This window comes from Komagataeibacter europaeus LMG 18890 (assembly GCF_000285295.1).
Lineage (GTDB): Bacteria > Pseudomonadota > Alphaproteobacteria > Acetobacterales > Acetobacteraceae > Komagataeibacter > Komagataeibacter europaeus.
Genome location: NZ_CADP01000025.1, coordinates 22,240 through 38,094 on the forward strand (window position 1 = coordinate 22,240; position 15,855 = coordinate 38,094).

Consider the following 15,855-nt stretch of genomic DNA (forward strand, 5'->3'; position numbering starts at 1 on the left):
TCAGCCTGCGGGCACGCCCTTGCTGGTCGAGTATTCAAAATGCAGCGCCGTATCGGGGTGAACGATGGGGTGGATGGCGTGGGCGGCCATGGCCCCTTCGGTAAAGCCTTGCAGGATCAGTTTCAGCTTGCCGGGATAGGTCGCGACATCGCCCACGGCAAAAATGCCGGGCAGGCTGCTTTCACAGGTGGAGGGGGTGACGGGAATGGTGCCGCGTATGGTGTCCAGCCCCCATTGCGCGATCGGGCCAAGATCGGTCGCCAGCCCGAAGAAGGGCAGCAGGTGATCGCAGGCCACATGCCGCACCGTGCCATCCAGCGTCGCAAGGTCCACGCCGGTCAGCCGCCCCTGCGCGCCATGCAGGCCGTGTAGCTGGTAGCCGATGATCTTTTCCACCTGGCCAAGTGCCACGGCGTCATCAAGCTGGCGCAGGCTTTCGGGCGCCGCGCGGAAACGGTCGCGCCGGTGCACCAGCTTCACGCTGCGCGCCACGTCGCGCAGGGCCAGCGCCCAGTCCACCGCTGAATCGCCGCCGCCCGCGATCAGCACGTCCCTGTCTGCGAAATCGGCGCGGCGGCGGACGAAATACTGCACGCCGCCTGTCTGCTCGAACGCGTCCAGTCCTTCCAGCGGGGGACGGTTGGGGCCGAACGCGCCGGCCCCTGCCGCGATAATGACCGCGCGCGCCGCAATGACATCGCCGCTGGACGTGCCCAGCACGAAACCGCCACGCGTGCGCTCCAGCCGTTCCACCCGGCGGCCCAGCAGGCGGGGCACGTCAAAGGGGGCGATCTGGCGGTCAAGCGCTTCTATCAGCGCGCCACCTTCAATGGCAGGGTGGGCGGGAATGTCGTAAATCGGCTTTTCGGGATACAGCGCGGTGCACTGCCCCCCGATTTCATCCAGCGCATCAATGATGATGCAGCCAAGCTTGAGCATCCCGCATTCAAACGCGGCGAACAGGCCTGCGGGGCCCGCGCCGATAATGGCGACATCGGTGGTATGGGTGGGGGAGGGCATGGTCATGTCCGGTTCTGGTGTTCCGCAATCCGTGGCCTTGCTACAGGCCTATGTCACGTGCGGTTTTGCGTTGTTGTCTGCATTGGTGCAAGCGCTTTGGCGCATCCTTTCCATCGCCCCTTGTGCGTGGACGGCAGGGGAAGGCACAATCGGTCCATGACAGATAATCGTGCAAAAGCAGGGGACGGGACCGCCAATGCGTGAAATTGCCCTGCCCGACACACAGGCCACGACAGCCCTTGGCCATGCGCTGGCCAACGTGCTGCGTGCGGGGGACTGCGTATTGCTGGAAGGGGATCTGGGCGCTGGCAAGACCACGCTGGCGCGCGCCCTGCTGCGCGCCCTGTGCGGGGATGCGGACATGGAGGTGCCAAGCCCGTCCTACACACTGGTGCAGGTCTATGACGCGCCGGCGGCGGAGGTCGCGCATTTCGACCTGTGGCGGCTGGACGGGCCGGAGGGCGTGCACGAACTTGGCTGGGATGATGCGCGTGAAGGCATTGTCCTTGTGGAATGGCCGCAGCGCCTGGGCACGCTTGCCCCCGCTGATGCGTTGCGTATTACCCTTGCGCCGGATGCGACGGGCGGGCGGGTCGCCCGGCTGGAGGGATGGGATACGCGGCTGGCGCAGTCAGCCGTTTTCGGGACAGGAGATGCATCATGGGCGTGAACATGCCCCGTACCGCCATGGTTTTTGCCGCAGGTCTGGGGCGGCGGATGCGACCGCTGAGCGAATCGATGCCCAAGCCGCTGCTGCGCGTGGCGGGCCAGCCCATTCTCGATCACGTGCTGGACCGGCTGGAGGCCTGTGGCGTGCAGCAGGTGGTGGTCAATGCCCACTGGCGGCCCGATGATATCCATGCCGCCCTTGCCGCCCGCCGTGCCGCCCATCGCGGGCCGGTGACGATTGAACAGCCCGAACCCGCCCTGCTGGAAACCGGGGGCAGTGCGGCGGCCGCCCTGCGGGCCGGACAACTGGGGCCGGGGCCGTTCTTCCTGCTCAATGGCGACGCCATGTGGCTCAACGGGCCGGTGCCCGCGCTGCGCCGTCTGGCGGCGGCGTTCGATCCCGAACGCATGGACGCCATGCTGCTGCTGGGCGCGATGACGCGCGCGGTGGGGGAAGTCGGGCATGGGGATTTCGCGGTGAACGCGCATGGCGTGCCGCGCCGCCCGCGTACGGGGGAAATCACGCCCTATGTCTTTACGGGCGTGCAGATTGTCTCCCCCGCGCTGTTTGATGGCGCGCCGGAAGGCGGGTTCAGCATGAACCGGCTGTGGGACCGCGCGATGGCGGCAGGCAGGCTTGGGGTGATCGTGCACGATTCGCTGTGGTTCCACCTGTCCCGTCCCGCCGATATCGATGCGGCGGAGCGCGTGCTGCATTCCGCCCTGAACCCGGATTCGGATAACGATATATGACCGACGCCACGGCCGACTGCGTGCGGGGGCGTGCGGCGGTCGTGCCGCCGCATGTGCCATTTGTTGACCAGATCGCCGCCCGCTGGCTGGAACAGGCGGGTCATGACCCGCAGGCCTGTGGCAATGGCCTGATCCTGCTGCCCAGCCGCCGTGCCGCCCGTGCGTTGACCGAGGCGTTCGTGCGGCAGGTGGATGGCCGCCCCATCCTGCTGCCCCGTATCGCGCCCATCGCGGCACTGGACGAGGCATCGCTGGCGCTGTCGGGGTGCAGTGCGCTGGACCTGCCGCCCGCGGTCGATCCCGTGCGGCGGCTGGCGACGCTGACGCTGCTGGTCATGCAGGCGGGCAAGGCGTTTGGCGATGTGCAGGGCGTGGACCAGGCCTGGCCGCTGGCGCGCGCCCTGGCGGACCTGATGGATGAGGCGGAATGGGCGGAATGCGACCTGTGTGAACGCCTGTCCCATGCCGCGGACGGTGATTTTGCCCAGCACTGGCACCAGACGCTGAAATTCCTGTCCATCGTCACCAGCGTGTGGCCCGCATGGCTGGCGGAACAGGGGGTGATGAACCCCGTCGCCCGCCAGACGGCCCTGCTGCACGCACAGGCCGCGCGGTGGACGGAAACGCCCCCGCCAGCGGGTGATCCCATATGGGCCGCCGGTTTTTCCGATGCCGTGCCCTCCACCATCGCCATGCTGCGCGCTGTCATGTCCCTGCCCGACGGGTTGCTGGTGCTGCCCGGCGTGGACATGGATTGCGATGATGATGTCTGGCAGCACCTGCCGCCCGACCACCCGCAGGCGGGCACGGCGCATATGCTGGCCGAACTGGGCATCGAACGTGCCTGTATGGAACAGTGGGACACCCTGAACGATGGCGGCGTGGCCAGCAGTCCCGTCCCGCGCGCCAGCCTGCTGGCCCGCGCATTGCTGCCCGCCCGTGCGCTGGATCGCTGGCGTGCGCCGGATGCGCCCGTGGCGGCCGATGGCCTGTCGGTCCTGCGCAGCGCCGACCAGCAGGAGGAAGCCGCCGCCATCGCCCTGGTGCTGCGGCAGGTACTGGAACAGCCGGGCAGGCGTGCCGCCCTTGTCACGCCGGACCGTGCATTGGCCGGGCGGGTGGCGACGGAACTGATGCGCTGGGGCGTCATTGCCGACGACAGCGCGGGCGAAAGCCTGCTGACCGTGCCGCAGACTGCCTTCCTGCGGCTGATCGTGCAGGCGGTGGATGGCGGGCTGTCGCCTGTCGCCCTTCTGTCCGTCATCAAGCATCCGCTGGCGGCGTGCGGGCTGTCACCGGGCAACTGCCGCGCCAGCGCGCGCCAGCTTGAACGTCTTGTCCTGCGCGGGCCTGCGCCGCCGCCGGGTATTGCGGGCCTGCGCAGCGCGCTGGCGCGCGCGGCTGATGACCCGCATGGCGCACTGGCCGACGCGCCTGATGCGCCGGAGGAAATAAACGCGTTCCTCGACCGTCTGGAAACAGCCTTCGGCCCGCTGCTGGTCCTGCCGGGCAGCACGCTGGTGCCGGTTTCCGTCCTGCTGGCCGCACTGGTGGAAACCGCGCAGGCGCTGGCCACGACCGATACGGTGGATGGGGCGGAGCGGCTGTGGGCGGGCGAGGAAGGCAATGCGCTGGGCCAGCACATGAGTGCGATGCTGGCATGGTGCGATGTATTGCCCGATGCGCGCGTGGGCGCGCTGGACGGGCTGCTTGCGTCCTCCCTTGCCGGCATGATGGTGCAGGGACGGCGCGCCGTGCGCGGGCGCGAGGGCACGGCGGTGCATCCGCGCGTGTTCATCTGGGGCCTGCTGGAAGCCCGGATGCAGACGGCGGATACCATCGTACTCGGCGGCCTGGTTGAAACCGTATGGCCCCTCGCGACCGATCCGGGACCGTGGATGAGCCGCCCCATGCGCACGCGCGTCGGCCTGCCTTCGCCTGAATGGGCGATCGGTCAGGCCGCGCATGATTTCGTGTCCTGTGCCTGCGCCGCGCCCAACGTGGTGCTGTCGCTGGCCGCGCGGCGGCAGGGCGCGCCGACCGTGCCCGCGCGGTGGTTGGTGCGGCTGGATGCGTATCTGGCGGGCCATGGCCACGGCCTGCCGGCGCATCCGGCGCTGCGCTGGCTGGACAGTCTGGACCGGCCACAGGGGGCGGCGATGCCGGTCGCCCCGCCACAGCCACGTCCCGCGTTGGGCCTGCGCCCGCGTAGCCTGTCGGTGACGGAAATCGAGACATGGATGCGCGACCCCTACGCCATTTACGCGCGGCGTATCCTGCGCCTGCGCCCGCTTGCGGATCTGGAGGAACTGGCCGATGCCGCCGATTACGGGCAGATCGTGCATGCGGCGCTGGATCGCTGGTTTCGCGCCCATCCATCCGACTGGCCGCATGATGGCGCGGCCCGCATGCGCGATGTCTTTGCCGATGTGCTGCGGGCGGCTGACCTGCGTCCCGCCCTTGCGGCATGGTGGGCGCCCCGGCTGGAACGGATCGCGGCATGGTGCGCGAAAGCCGAGGAAACACGTCGCGCCACCGGCGGCCCCCGCACCGTGCTGACGGAACTGGGGGGCACGATGCGGCTGGAGGACCTGCCCGCTGGCCCGTTCACCCTGCGGGGCCGCGCGGACCGCATCGACCTGCATGGTGATGGCATCCTGAGCCTGTTTGACTACAAGACCGGCACGTTGCCCACCCGGCGCAGCGTGATGGAAGGCTGGCAGTCGCAACTGGTGCTGGAAGCTGCGATGATCGAATGCGGCGGCTTTCCGCCCCCGGTCGCGGGCACGGTTGCAGAATTGGTGTACTGGCGGCTGACCGGCGGCCATGTCCCGGCGCAGGTGCTGGATGTGGCGCGGGGCGCGGAACTGACGGAACTGATCGCAGGCTGCCGCGCGGGACTGCGGGCGCTGGTCGAGGCCTATGACAATCCTGACCAGCCCTATCTGTCCCATCCCTTTCCGGGGGAGGAACCCCGCTTCGCCGATTACGCGCATCTGGCCCGTGTCGCGGAATGGAGTGCCGCGCGGGAGGAGAGTGGCGGATGAACAGGGCCATGACGAAGGGTGACGGCATGGCGTCCGCCATCGATATCGCCAATCGCAGCCAGGCGGCGGCATCCGACCCGCAGGCGTCGGTGTTCGTTTCCGCTTCCGCCGGCAGTGGCAAGACCAAGCTGCTGATCGACCGGCTTCTGCGTCTCATGCTGCCACGTGACGTGCCCGACCGCGATGGCGTCATGACGCGCGTGCCCGGCAGCGATCCCGGCCGTATCCTGTGCCTGACCTTTACCAAGGCGGCTGCGGCGGAAATGTCCATCCGCCTGCAGAACCGTCTGGGCCAGTGGGTCATGCTGCCCGATGCGGATCTGGACCGTGAACTTGCACGCCTGTCCGTGCCGACGGGGCAGGAAACCCGGAGCGTGGCGCGTGAACTGTTCGCCCGTGTGCTGGACCTGCCCGGCGGCATGCGCATCGGCACCATCCATGCCTTCTGCCAGTCGCTGCTGCGGCGTTTCCCGGTGGAAGCGGCGATCAGCCCGCATTTTACCCTGATCGAGGAAACCGACGCCCGCCTGGCGCAGCGCGCGGCGGTGGAGGACGTGGTGGGGCAGGGCGGTCCCGCCGTCGCCATGCTGGCGGGGCAGATCGGGGTGGGGGACTTTACCGCGCTGATCGCCCGGCTGCAGGCCCAGTCGCGCCGTATGCTGCCGGTGGCGCGGCGGTGGATGGTGGATCGCGCGGGGGTGGAATCGGCGCTCATGCGCCTGCTGGGCATAAGCGGGCGCAGCGTGGACGCGGTGTTGCGCAATGCCTGCGCCACGATCCCTGATGAGGACATTCTGCGTGACGGACTGCGTTGCGTGGCGCGGGAAGGATCGGCCACCGTCCGGGCGCAGGCGGAAACCATGCTGGCATGGCTGGGTCAGGACGTGGCCGCCCGCGCGGCGGACTGGCCCATATGGCGGGGTGGCCTGCTGACGCAGAAGGGGGAGCCGCGCAGGCGGGGCGGCCTTAATCCCAAGATGGATGCCGCCTGCCCCGGTCTGGCCGACCGTCTTGGCGCGGAAGCCGTGCGGGTCATTGGCATTGACCAGCAGTTGCGCGCCATTACGGTGTTTGAACTGACCTGTGCCCTGCTGTCCGTGGCCCAGCCGGTGCTGGAACGCTACGCCACGCGCAAGACCGCGCAGGGCATGGTCGATTATGATGACCTGATCGACCGCACGCTTGACCTGCTGCGTGATCCGGGGGCGGCATGGGTGCTGTACAAGCTTGATGGCGGGATCGATCACCTGCTGCTTGACGAGGTGCAGGACACGTCCCCCGACCAGTGGGCCATTGCCGGTGGCCTGACGGCGGAATTCTTCGCGGGCGAAGGCACGCATGATGATGATGGCTGCCCCCGTACCATCTTCGCGGTGGGGGATTACAAGCAGTCGATCTATTCCTTTCAGGGCGCCGATCCGGAAGCCTTCCGCGCATGGCGGCAGCGATTTCGCCAGCGTGCGGCGGCCGCCCGCGCCATATGGCGCGAACCGGCGCTGACGGTTTCCTTCCGTTCGACGGCGCCGGTGCTGAAACTGGTGGACAGCGTGTTCGCCAATCCCGCCGCCGCCCGTGGCGTGGTGGAACCCGACGGCACCATTCCCGCCCATGTCACCGCCCGGTCGGGACAGGGGGGATGTGTGGAAATCTGGCCCCCCGTGCCGGTGGAACCTGACGAGACGGACATAAGCCCATGGATGGCCCCGACCCGTAACGCCGGGCAGTCCACGGCCCAGCAGCGCCTGGCCGATACACTGGCGGGCTGGATCGCCGGGCAGTTGCGCGCGCCGCCCGCGCCGGGGGAAGCGCCGCTGGCGCCCGGTGACGTGCTGATCCTCGTGCCGCGTCGCTCCGCCTTTGCCCGCGCGCTGATCCGCGCGCTGAAAAGCAATGACGTGCCGGTGGCGACACTGGTGCGCACCGTGCTGACCGACCAGCTTGCTGTGCAGGATCTCATGGCGCTGTGCGCGGCGCTGCTGCTGCCGCAGGATGACCTGACGCTGGCCTGCGTGCTGACATCGCCCATTGGCGGGCTGGATGACGACTCGCTCATGCATCTGGCGACGGGGCGTGACGGGCAGCCGCTGTGGGCGGTGCTGCGCGTGCGTCATGCAGAACGGCCCGACTGGTCGGCAGCGTGGCATATCCTCAACACCCTGTTCCGGCAGGTTGATTATGCCACGCCCTATCAGCTTCTGGCCGAAGCCCTTGGCCCGCTGGGCGGTCGCGCCCGGCTGCTGGCCCGACTGGGGCCGGAAGCGGTGGAACCGGTTGACGAACTGCTGTCCGCCGCCCTGCGGTTTGAGGAGACGCACGCCATTTCCCTGCAGGGGTTCCTGCACTGGCTGAATGCATCGGATGAAACCGTGCGGCATGAACCCGATGCCTCGGCCAACATGGTGCGTGTCATGACCGCGCATGGGGCGAAGGGGTTGCAGGCGCGTCTTGTCATCCTGCCCGATACGATCGCAACGCCGCGTTCCGACACCAACATATTGTGGGAGACCGACAGGACCACGGGACTCGATATCCCGATATGGGTGCCACGGCGGGAACTGGCCACGGATGTAACGGCATCCGTACAGGAAAAGATACGCCGTGAGGCGGCGGAAGAATATAACCGCCTGCTCTATGTCGCCCTGACCCGGGCCAGCGACCGGCTGGTGATCTGTGGGTGGGAACCCCGTCGTGGCGTGCCCGATGGCTGCTGGTATGACCTGTGCCGCCAGGGATTTGAAAGTGCCGGGGCCGCGGCACGGCCTTTCGACCTTGGCTGGGAGGGGGAAAGCCTGGTGCTGGAGGAAGCGCGCACGGTCCCGCCCGCGCGGGCCGCCCGTGCTGATAATGGCCCGGTGGCACCGGCACCCGCGCCCGCCCTGCCGGAATGGATGGGCCATGCCCCGCTGTGGCGTCCCGTGATGCCGGTCATGGAAGGACCGCTTGCCCGACCGCTCGCCCCCAGTCGTCCCGATGATGTCGCCCTTGGCCCGCAGCCCGCCGTGCGGTCGCCACTGGTGTCCGCAACCACCGTAAGGGACCGCGCCGACCCGGCCGGCCAGCGCGCCCGTGCCCTGCAACGCGGGCAACTGGTGCATGCCCTGTTGCAGTACCTGCCGGACTGCCCTGCGGATGAACGGGCGGAACTTGCCTGGTCGTGGCTGTCGCGCCCGGCGGCGGGGCTGGACCCCGCGCAGTGTGAGGCACTGGTGGAACAGGTGCTTGCGGTCATGGACATGCCCCGGCTTGCCGCTCTGTTTGCCCCCGGCAGCCGGGCGGAACAGCCACTGGCCGGTATCGTGGGCCAGCAGGTGATCGTGGGGCAGGTGGACCGCATGGCGGTCAGCGCGGATACGGTGACGGTGTGCGATTTCAAGACAAACCGCACGCCGCCCGCGGACGTTGACAGGACGCCGGTGCTGTACCTGCGGCAGATGGCGGCCTACCGCGCCCTGTTGCGCGGGGTCTATCCCGGCAGGCGGGTGGTGTGCGTACTGGTCTGGACGGAGGGCGTGCGCGTTGACATTCTGCCTGCTACGCTACTGGACCGGTATGCGCCGGATATGGCTGCTGCGACTTGACCGCATGCGTCGGCATGGCCATGTCAGCAGGACAGGGCGGCGTTGGCCGCCACAGAGGAGTTTTGAGTGATGAGTGAAAACACGATTGCCGTCAGCGACGGCCAGTTCAAGACGCAGGTTCTGGAATCCAAGGAACCGGTCCTGGTCGATTTCTGGGCGGAATGGTGCGGCCCGTGCAAGATGATCGCACCGGCGCTGGATGAAATCGGGGCGGAATTCAAGGGCAAGATGTCCGTCGCCAAGGTCAATATTGATGACAACCCCAACACGCCCAATGAGTACGGCGTGCGCGGCATCCCGACGCTGATCCTGTTCAAGGATGGCAAGCCGGTCGCCAGCAAGACCGGCGCCCTGCCCAAAAGCCAGCTCAAGGAATGGGTCAAGAGCAGCCTCGGCTGATCTGTCCCGCTGTCAGGGGTGGCCCGTCAGGATGCGCGGGCCACGTCCGTCCATGTGGTGGGCACGGCCCCCGAATGGGTCAGGCCGGATCGGAAGCCGGGCGCGCATAGCGTGCGGAATTCCGCTTCATGCTCATAAGTGGGCATGAGCTTCTGCAGCAGTTTGTTCTTTGCCGTGGCCGGGTGGAAATAGATTTCCGACAGACCGTCCGGCAGGTGCGCGGCAAGGGCCGATACCCGGTCGGTCGTCATATGACCACTCCATGCCAGCCCGAAACACCAGTCATTCGTGATCAGTCCCGCCTTGTGCGCCTGATGGCGCAGCAGGCCGGTCCAGCGGCGTAATGCCGCATCCCCCAATGTGTCGGTATAGGTGCCTGCGGCATAAAGCGGCTCGGGCGGTTCCAGTGGCACGCGGATTGCGCGCAGGCCATGGCGCAGCCCGCTTTCGATCATGTACCGCCCCACCGTGGGGTGCAGGTGCATGTGCTTGTGCGCATTGGCGTGGTCCAGCGCCAGTCCGGTGGCGGCAAAGGCGCGGAACTGGGCCTCGATCTCGGCGGCCAGTTCACGGCGTACGGCGGGGCGGAAGAAATATTCAACCCCCAGCTTCAACTGGTCGGACGGAAACTGCCCGTCCTGCGGCACCAGCAGGGGGATATCGGCAGGCGGCAGGGTTGCCGGTCCCTCGATCGCGACCAGATGTAGCCCCACGCGCAGGTCCGGCAGTTTTTTCGCGCGGCGCACGGCGTCGGCTGCGGCCGGTCCCGATACCATCAGGCTTGCGGTCGATAGCAGTCCGTCGCGATGGGCAATCTCGATCGCCTCGTTCACTTCTTCGGACAGGCCGAAATCATCGGCGGATATGATGACGCGCTTCATGATGCAAAACCGAATGGCATGACAAAAGAAATGCCGGAACCCGAAGGTCCCGGCATGGGGTAATCGCAGAAAGCCGGATCAGGCGGCGCGGCGTTCACGCAGGAACTGGAAGAACTCCACCCCTTCGCGCAGGCGGCGCTTCATCATCTGTGGGCTGCGGACCATCTCGTTCACGATCGAGGCGATCTTGGGCGCACGGAAATAGAACTTCCGGTAGAATTCTTCCACACTCTGGAAGATTTCCGTGTGCGACAGGTGCGGATAGTGCAGCGGTGCGATCTGCACGCCGTTATCGTCGATCAGTTCGGCGTTCTTTTCATCCAGCCAGCCGTTCTCGGTCGCCTGCTTGTGCAGGAACGTGCCGGGATACGGTGCCGCCAGGGAGACCTGCAGCGTGTGCGGGTTGATTTCGGTGGCGAACTTGATGGTTTCCTGAATGGTCTCCTTCGTCTCGCCCGGCAGGCCGAGAATGAAGGTGCCGTGGATCTTGATCCCCAGTTCGTGGCAGTTCTTGGTGAACTCACGCGCCGTCTCGACGCGCATGCCCTTCTTGATGTTGTGCAGGATCTGCTGGTTGCCGCTTTCGTAACCGACCAGCAGCAGGCGCAGGCCATTGGCCTTGAGCACTTCCAGCGTCTTGCGGGGCACATTGGCCTTCGCGTTGCACGACCACGTCACACCCAGCTTGCCCAGTTCCTTGGCGATCGCTTCGGCGCGCGGCAGGTCATCGGTAAAGGTATCGTCGTCGAAGAAGAATTCCTTCACCTGCGGGAAATACTGCTTCGCCAGACGGATTTCGGCGGCCACGTGCTCGGGGCTGCGGGTGCGGTAGTGATGGCCACCCACCGTCTGCGGCCACAGGCAGAAGGTGCAGCGCGACTTGCAGCCACGGCCGGTATAGATCGAGATGTACGGGTGCATCAGGTAACCGATGAAGTAATCTTCGATCTTCAGGTCACGCTTGTACACTTCGGTCACGAACGGCAGGCTGTCCATGTCCTCGATCATCGCGCGGTCGCGGTTATGGACGATCTTGCCATCCGCATCGCGCCAAGAGATGCCATCGACATCCTTCCAGTCGCGGCCTTCCGCCATTTCCTTGATGGTAAAGTCGAATTCGTTGCGCGCCACGAAATCGACCGGCGGGGCGTTCAGCAGGCTTTCTTCCGGCTGGACGGCAACCTTCGCGCCGACCATGCCGATCTTCACCTTCGGGTTCGCGTCCTTGAGCATCTGGGCGACACGCACATCGGATGCAAAGGACGGGGTGGAGGTGTGCATGACGACCAGGTCACGGTTGCGCACGTCTTCCAGGATCGGCTCCATACCCATGCGCGCGGGCGGTGCATCGATCAGGCGGCTGCCTTCGACCATGGCGGCAGGCTGCGCAAGCCATGTCGGGTACCAGAACGACTTGATTTCCCGCTTGGCCTGATAGCGGGAACCGGCCCCACCATCGAATCCGTCAAACGAAGGCGGCTGGAGAAACAGGGTTTTCATCATGCTACGCATATCCTCGGGCTCTGGCGGGGAATGGGGTTCCCTTAATACCCGTTCTTATTAACGACAGGGTTGGAATTCTCAAGCAGTTCAGCCTGCTGACGGCGGGTCAGTCACCGGGGGAAGCCGGTTGCGATCGTGGTGTCATGACCGAATGGGGCGTGACATGCATTGTCTGCCCACGCCATGCAACCCGCGTGCCCGTGACACTGCCCACCATGACGGCGGCCGAGATCCAGTCGCGCAGTGGCAGAAGCAGTGACGGCAGCACCAGACTACGTTGCGCCAGCGTACGGTCCAGGATGAAGGAACACACGGCCCGCCATCCCCATGCACCAAGAAAGAAGGACCATGTCCAGGTCGCATGCGGCGCGGCAAGCACGGCGACGCTGGCCCAGAACAGGGGCAGCTGGATGGCGGATGCGGCATAACCAGCAGGCTCCAGCGTCTTGACGGTCCGGCCCCAGCGCAGTTCATGCGCCAGCACCTCACGCATCGAGGTCTCGCCCACGGTGGTCCAGGTCATGCACGCGGCAATGGCGATATCCTTGCCACGGTCACGCACGTAACGGCCCAGTATCGCATCATCGGCCACATGCGGCACGAGGGCTTCCAGCCCGCCGATTTCGTCCAGCATGGAACGCCGCAGCGCCATTGTCGCCCCAAGGCAGTCCTGCCGCCCGAGGTAGCGTGACAGCATCACGCCGGGCAGGAAGTTATGGTTGATCTGGCATGCGGCCAGCAGGCGCGGCAGCGTGGATGACGCGGGCAGCCCCGCGTACAGCGTCGTGACCAGGCCGACATTGTCGGGCACCATGGCGCCCACCACATGCCGCAGGTAATCGGGGGCAACGTGGATATCCGAATCGGAAATGACCAGGACATCATGCTTCACGCGCGTCATGATGTTGATCAGGTTGCCGATCTTGCGGTTGAGCCCGTGGAAGGTGGGGTCAATCACCAGTTCCATCTGCACATCCGGGTGGCGTTCCATCAACCGTTGTACGATCGGGATCGCCGCATCGTCTTCGGCCTGTACGCCAAAGACGATCTGCATCTGCGGGTAATCCTGCGTGCAGAAGCTTTCAAGCGCTTCCTCCAGCAGCGGTTCATCGCCGTGGAGGGGCTTGAGCACGGAAACCGGAGGCATGGGCACCGCCCGGTCCATGCGTTTTTCCTGCCACCGGAAACGCGAGACCAGAAAAGTGCCAAGCGCTGCCTGCATGCACCCGGCGACCGCAACGGTCGCGGCCAGTCCGGCGGGTGAAACAAGAGCGTTGAAAACAGACATTATCTTTCCGGCAAGGTCCCGCGTATGGAGCAAATTAGAAAACGGCGTCAGGGAAGTGTAATATCACTCTTCCGAGAACGTTTTGATCTTTTTCTGTAGCAGATTTGTCAGTTTCTGCACATTCCCGCCCGACAGCGCGGAACTGAAGTCAGCCCGCTGGGCCGCGACCTGGCTTATGTGGGCATTGAGCAGTACGTCGACGATCTGCCAGCCCTTGGCGCCCGAACGCATGACGTAGTTGATTTCGGTCCCGCTCGGGTCATCGGATGATCCGATATGTGTTACAACAATACGATCATTGCCAACGGGCGAAGGGGTGACGGTCGGGTCGATGGTGAAGCGGGCGTCGCTGCCGGGCTTGAAGCTGGAAACATAACGGGCGATCGTGAACTGACGGAATGTGGTCAGCAGGGTCTGCTTCTGGTCATCGGACAGGCCAGCGTAACGCGGCCCGATGGAGGAGGCGAGCACGGTCTCGATATCGTAGGCGTGGTCGATTGCCGGGGCCAGCATCTGTGAACGCTGCTCGAACGAACCGCTGCCCTTGGCCTGCACGCGCTCCAGCGCGGCGTACAGGGCCTTGATCGGCTCCTGCACCTGCGCATCGGATGCGCTGGCCGCATGGGCTGCATGAATGGGGAGGACGGCAGGGACGACCGGTGCCGCCATCAGTCCGGCGCACAGCGCCAGCGAGGTGGTTTTCAGGACATGTTTCATAATGTTCATGATTTCGGTCCGTTTGCTGTCTTTAGCAAGGGCTGCGTCATGCTGATTCCGACACCCAGCGCCTCAAGGGCGGTATTGGTAATGGCGACCGCATCCAGCCCGGCCTCATGGTACTGTGCGGCCTGCGTGTTGTGGTCGATGAAGCGGTCGGGCAGGGTCATGGGACGGAAGCGCACGCGGTCCAGCAGGCCGGTTCTGGCCAGATGGGTCATGACATAGCTTGCGAATCCGCCAACCGATCCTTCCTCGATCGTGATCAGCACGGCGTGGTTGCGCGCCAGCTGTTCGACCAGGGCGGTGTCGATCGGCTTGGCGAAGCGGGCGTCGGCCACGGTGGGGGACAGGCCCTGGGCCGCCAGCATGTCGGCGGCCTTCAGCGCGTCCTCCAGCCTCGGGCCAAGCGACAGGATGGCGATGCCGCCCTGTTCGGGGCCGGACTGGCGGGTCATTTCGCGCACGATTCGCCCGCGTCCGATCTCGAGGATCTGGCCCGCGGCCGGCAGCTCCAGCCCAAGTCCTGCGCCACGCGGGTAACGCAGGCCGATCGGGCCTTCGTCAAACGCGATGGAGGTCGCGGTCATGTGTAGCAGTTCCAGCTCGTTGCTGGGCGCCATCAGCGTCATGCCCGGCAGGCAGCCGAGATAGGCGATGTCGAACGCGCCGGCATGGGTCGCGCCATCGGCGCCGACCAGACCCGCGCGGTCAATGGCGAAGCGCACCGGCAGCTTCTGCAGCACCACGTCATGCATGACCTGGTCATAGGCGCGCTGCAGGAAGGTGGAATAGATGGCGCAGAACGGACGCAGCCCCTCGGTCGCCATGCCGGCGGCGAAGGTCACGGCGTGCTGTTCGGCAATGCCGACGTCAAAGAAACGGTCGGGATAGGCCTTTGCGAACTTGTCCAGCCCCGTGCCCGACGGCATGGCGGCGGTGATGGTGACGATCCTGTCGTCGGTCGCGGCCTGGCGCACCAGTTCCTTCGCAAAGACCGAGGTGTAGCTCGGCGGGCCGGACGGGCCCTTCTTCTGCTCGCCGGTCACGACGTTGAACTTCGAGACCGCATGGTACTTGTCGCCCGCCGATTCGGCCGGGGTGTAGCCATGGCCCTTCTCGGTGATGACGTGGACCAGGACGGGGCCGACATCCTCGGCGTCGCGCAGGTTGCGCAGGATGTGGACCAGCTGGTTCATGTCGTGGCCGTCAACCGGGCCGACATAATAGAAGCCCAGTTCCTCGAACAGCGTGCCGCCGGTCATGATGCCGCGCGCGTATTCATCCGCCTTCTTCGCCGTGCGTTCCAGGCGGCCGGGCAGGCGCTTGGCCATCTTGGCGGCGAGTTCGCGTAAGGACAGGAACTTGCGCGACGACATGAGCCGCGACAGGTAGTTCGACATCGCGCCCACCGGGGGGGCGATCGACATCTCGTTGTCGTTCAGCACCACGATCAGGCGTTCGGCGCCCGGGCCGCAATGCGAGGCGTTGTTCATGGCCTCGTACGCCATGCCCGCCGAGATCGAGCCATCGCCGATCACCGCGATCACGTTGCGCTCGCGGTAGGAGGGGTCTTCCTCCGCGCGCAGGTGATGGGCGACGGCCATGCCGAGGCCGGCGGAAATGGAGGTCGAGGAATGCGCCGCGCCGAACGGGTCGTATTCGCTCTCGCTGCGCCGGGTGAAGCCCGACAGCCCGCCCGGCTGGCGCAGGGTGCGGATGCGCTCGCGCCGCCCGGTCAGGATCTTGTGTGGATAGGCCTGGTGGCCGACATCCCAGATCACCCGGTCATCAGGCGTGTCGAACACGGCATGCAGCGCCACCGTCAGTTCCACCACGCCCAGCGACGCGCCAAGATGGCCGCCGGTGGTGGACACGGCATCGATCGTCTCGGACCGCAGTTCCTCCGCCAGCTGCTTCAGCTGCTCCACCGAAAGGTTGCGCATGTCATGCGGCGTGCGCACCCGGTCAAGCTGGGGGTAGCGCCCAAGGGTCGGAAT

11 protein-coding genes are annotated in these 15,855 nt (G+C 66.2%); 5 read left to right on the plus strand and 6 right to left on the minus strand.

The window, feature by feature from the left end; translation table 11 throughout:
• The gene (locus tag GEU01_RS09765; protein ID WP_019085936.1) at positions 1 to 1,026 is read right to left on the minus strand and encodes an NAD(P)/FAD-dependent oxidoreductase; all 1,026 of its coding nucleotides are present in this window, start codon (positions 1,024 to 1,026) and stop codon (positions 1 to 3) included.
• Between the two features lie 190 nt (positions 1,027 to 1,216).
• On the opposite strand from GEU01_RS09765, the gene tsaE reads away from it, so the two are divergent.
• The 5 genes from tsaE (at position 1,217) to trxA (ending at position 9,466) form a co-directional block, all read left to right on the plus strand.
• Positions 1,217 to 1,690: a tRNA (adenosine(37)-N6)-threonylcarbamoyltransferase complex ATPase subunit type 1 TsaE gene (gene tsaE, locus GEU01_RS09770; RefSeq protein ID WP_019085937.1), complete on the plus strand. Its 474-nt coding sequence runs from the start codon at positions 1,217 to 1,219 to the stop codon at positions 1,688 to 1,690.
• The gene (locus tag GEU01_RS09775; protein WP_019085938.1) at positions 1,681 to 2,442 is read left to right on the plus strand and encodes a nucleotidyltransferase family protein; all 762 of its coding nucleotides are present in this window, start codon (positions 1,681 to 1,683) and stop codon (positions 2,440 to 2,442) included. Before tsaE ends, GEU01_RS09775 begins: the two co-directional genes overlap by 10 nt.
• Positions 2,439 to 5,489, plus strand: coding sequence for a double-strand break repair protein AddB (gene addB / locus GEU01_RS09780; protein WP_019085939.1), 3,051 nt, complete (start codon positions 2,439 to 2,441; stop codon positions 5,487 to 5,489). Before GEU01_RS09775 ends, addB begins: the two co-directional genes overlap by 4 nt.
• On the plus strand, positions 5,486 to 9,067 hold the full coding sequence (gene addA / locus GEU01_RS09785; RefSeq protein WP_019085940.1) for a double-strand break repair helicase AddA: 3,582 nt from the start codon (positions 5,486 to 5,488) through the stop codon (positions 9,065 to 9,067). The genes addB and addA overlap by 4 nt, the downstream gene beginning before the upstream one ends.
• A 69-nt stretch (positions 9,068 to 9,136) precedes the next feature.
• The gene (gene trxA / locus GEU01_RS09790; protein WP_010508984.1) at positions 9,137 to 9,466 is read left to right on the plus strand and encodes a thioredoxin TrxA; all 330 of its coding nucleotides are present in this window, start codon (positions 9,137 to 9,139) and stop codon (positions 9,464 to 9,466) included.
• Between the two features lie 26 nt (positions 9,467 to 9,492).
• Here trxA and hpnK read toward each other — a convergent pair whose 3' ends face one another.
• From hpnK to dxs, 5 genes are all read right to left on the minus strand, one after another.
• Positions 9,493 to 10,347 (minus strand): hopanoid biosynthesis-associated protein HpnK, encoded by an 855-nt coding sequence (hpnK, locus tag GEU01_RS09795; protein WP_019085941.1) that lies wholly within the window; start codon positions 10,345 to 10,347, stop codon positions 9,493 to 9,495.
• Between the two features lie 78 nt (positions 10,348 to 10,425).
• Entirely contained in the window at positions 10,426 to 11,850 is a 1,425-nt protein-coding gene (hpnJ, locus tag GEU01_RS09800; RefSeq protein ID WP_026018636.1) for a hopanoid biosynthesis associated radical SAM protein HpnJ, read from the minus strand.
• A gap of 106 nt (positions 11,851 to 11,956) precedes the next feature.
• Positions 11,957 to 13,138, minus strand: coding sequence for a bacteriohopanetetrol glucosamine biosynthesis glycosyltransferase HpnI (gene hpnI / locus GEU01_RS09805; RefSeq protein ID WP_010508990.1), 1,182 nt, complete (start codon positions 13,136 to 13,138; stop codon positions 11,957 to 11,959).
• A 63-nt stretch (positions 13,139 to 13,201) separates the two neighbouring features.
• Positions 13,202 to 13,864 (minus strand): ABC transporter substrate-binding protein, encoded by a 663-nt coding sequence (locus GEU01_RS09810; RefSeq protein WP_010508992.1) that lies wholly within the window; start codon positions 13,862 to 13,864, stop codon positions 13,202 to 13,204.
• Positions 13,861 to 15,855: 1-deoxy-D-xylulose-5-phosphate synthase (gene dxs, locus GEU01_RS22575; RefSeq protein WP_019085943.1), on the minus strand; the 1,995-nt coding region annotated here is incomplete at its 5' end. The genes dxs and GEU01_RS09810, both read right to left, overlap by 4 nt.

Coding starts and splice junctions, on each gene's coding strand:
- hpnJ (WP_026018636.1), bottom strand. CDS start 11,850: ATGATGAAAACCCTGTTTCTCCAGCCGCCTTCGTTTGACGGATTCGAT.
- addB (WP_019085939.1), top strand. CDS start 2,439: ATGACCGACGCCACGGCCGACTGCGTGCGGGGGCGTGCGGCGGTCGTG.
- tsaE (WP_019085937.1), top strand. CDS start 1,217: ATGCGTGAAATTGCCCTGCCCGACACACAGGCCACGACAGCCCTTGGC.
- GEU01_RS09765 (WP_019085936.1), bottom strand. CDS start 1,026: ATGACCATGCCCTCCCCCACCCATACCACCGATGTCGCCATTATCGGC.
- GEU01_RS09775 (WP_019085938.1), top strand. CDS start 1,681: ATGGGCGTGAACATGCCCCGTACCGCCATGGTTTTTGCCGCAGGTCTG.
- GEU01_RS09810 (WP_010508992.1), bottom strand. CDS start 13,864: ATGAACATTATGAAACATGTCCTGAAAACCACCTCGCTGGCGCTGTGC.
- trxA (WP_010508984.1), top strand. CDS start 9,137: ATGAGTGAAAACACGATTGCCGTCAGCGACGGCCAGTTCAAGACGCAG.
- addA (WP_019085940.1), top strand. CDS start 5,486: ATGAACAGGGCCATGACGAAGGGTGACGGCATGGCGTCCGCCATCGAT.
- hpnK (WP_019085941.1), bottom strand. CDS start 10,347: ATGAAGCGCGTCATCATATCCGCCGATGATTTCGGCCTGTCCGAAGAA.
- hpnI (WP_010508990.1), bottom strand. CDS start 13,138: ATGTCTGTTTTCAACGCTCTTGTTTCACCCGCCGGACTGGCCGCGACC.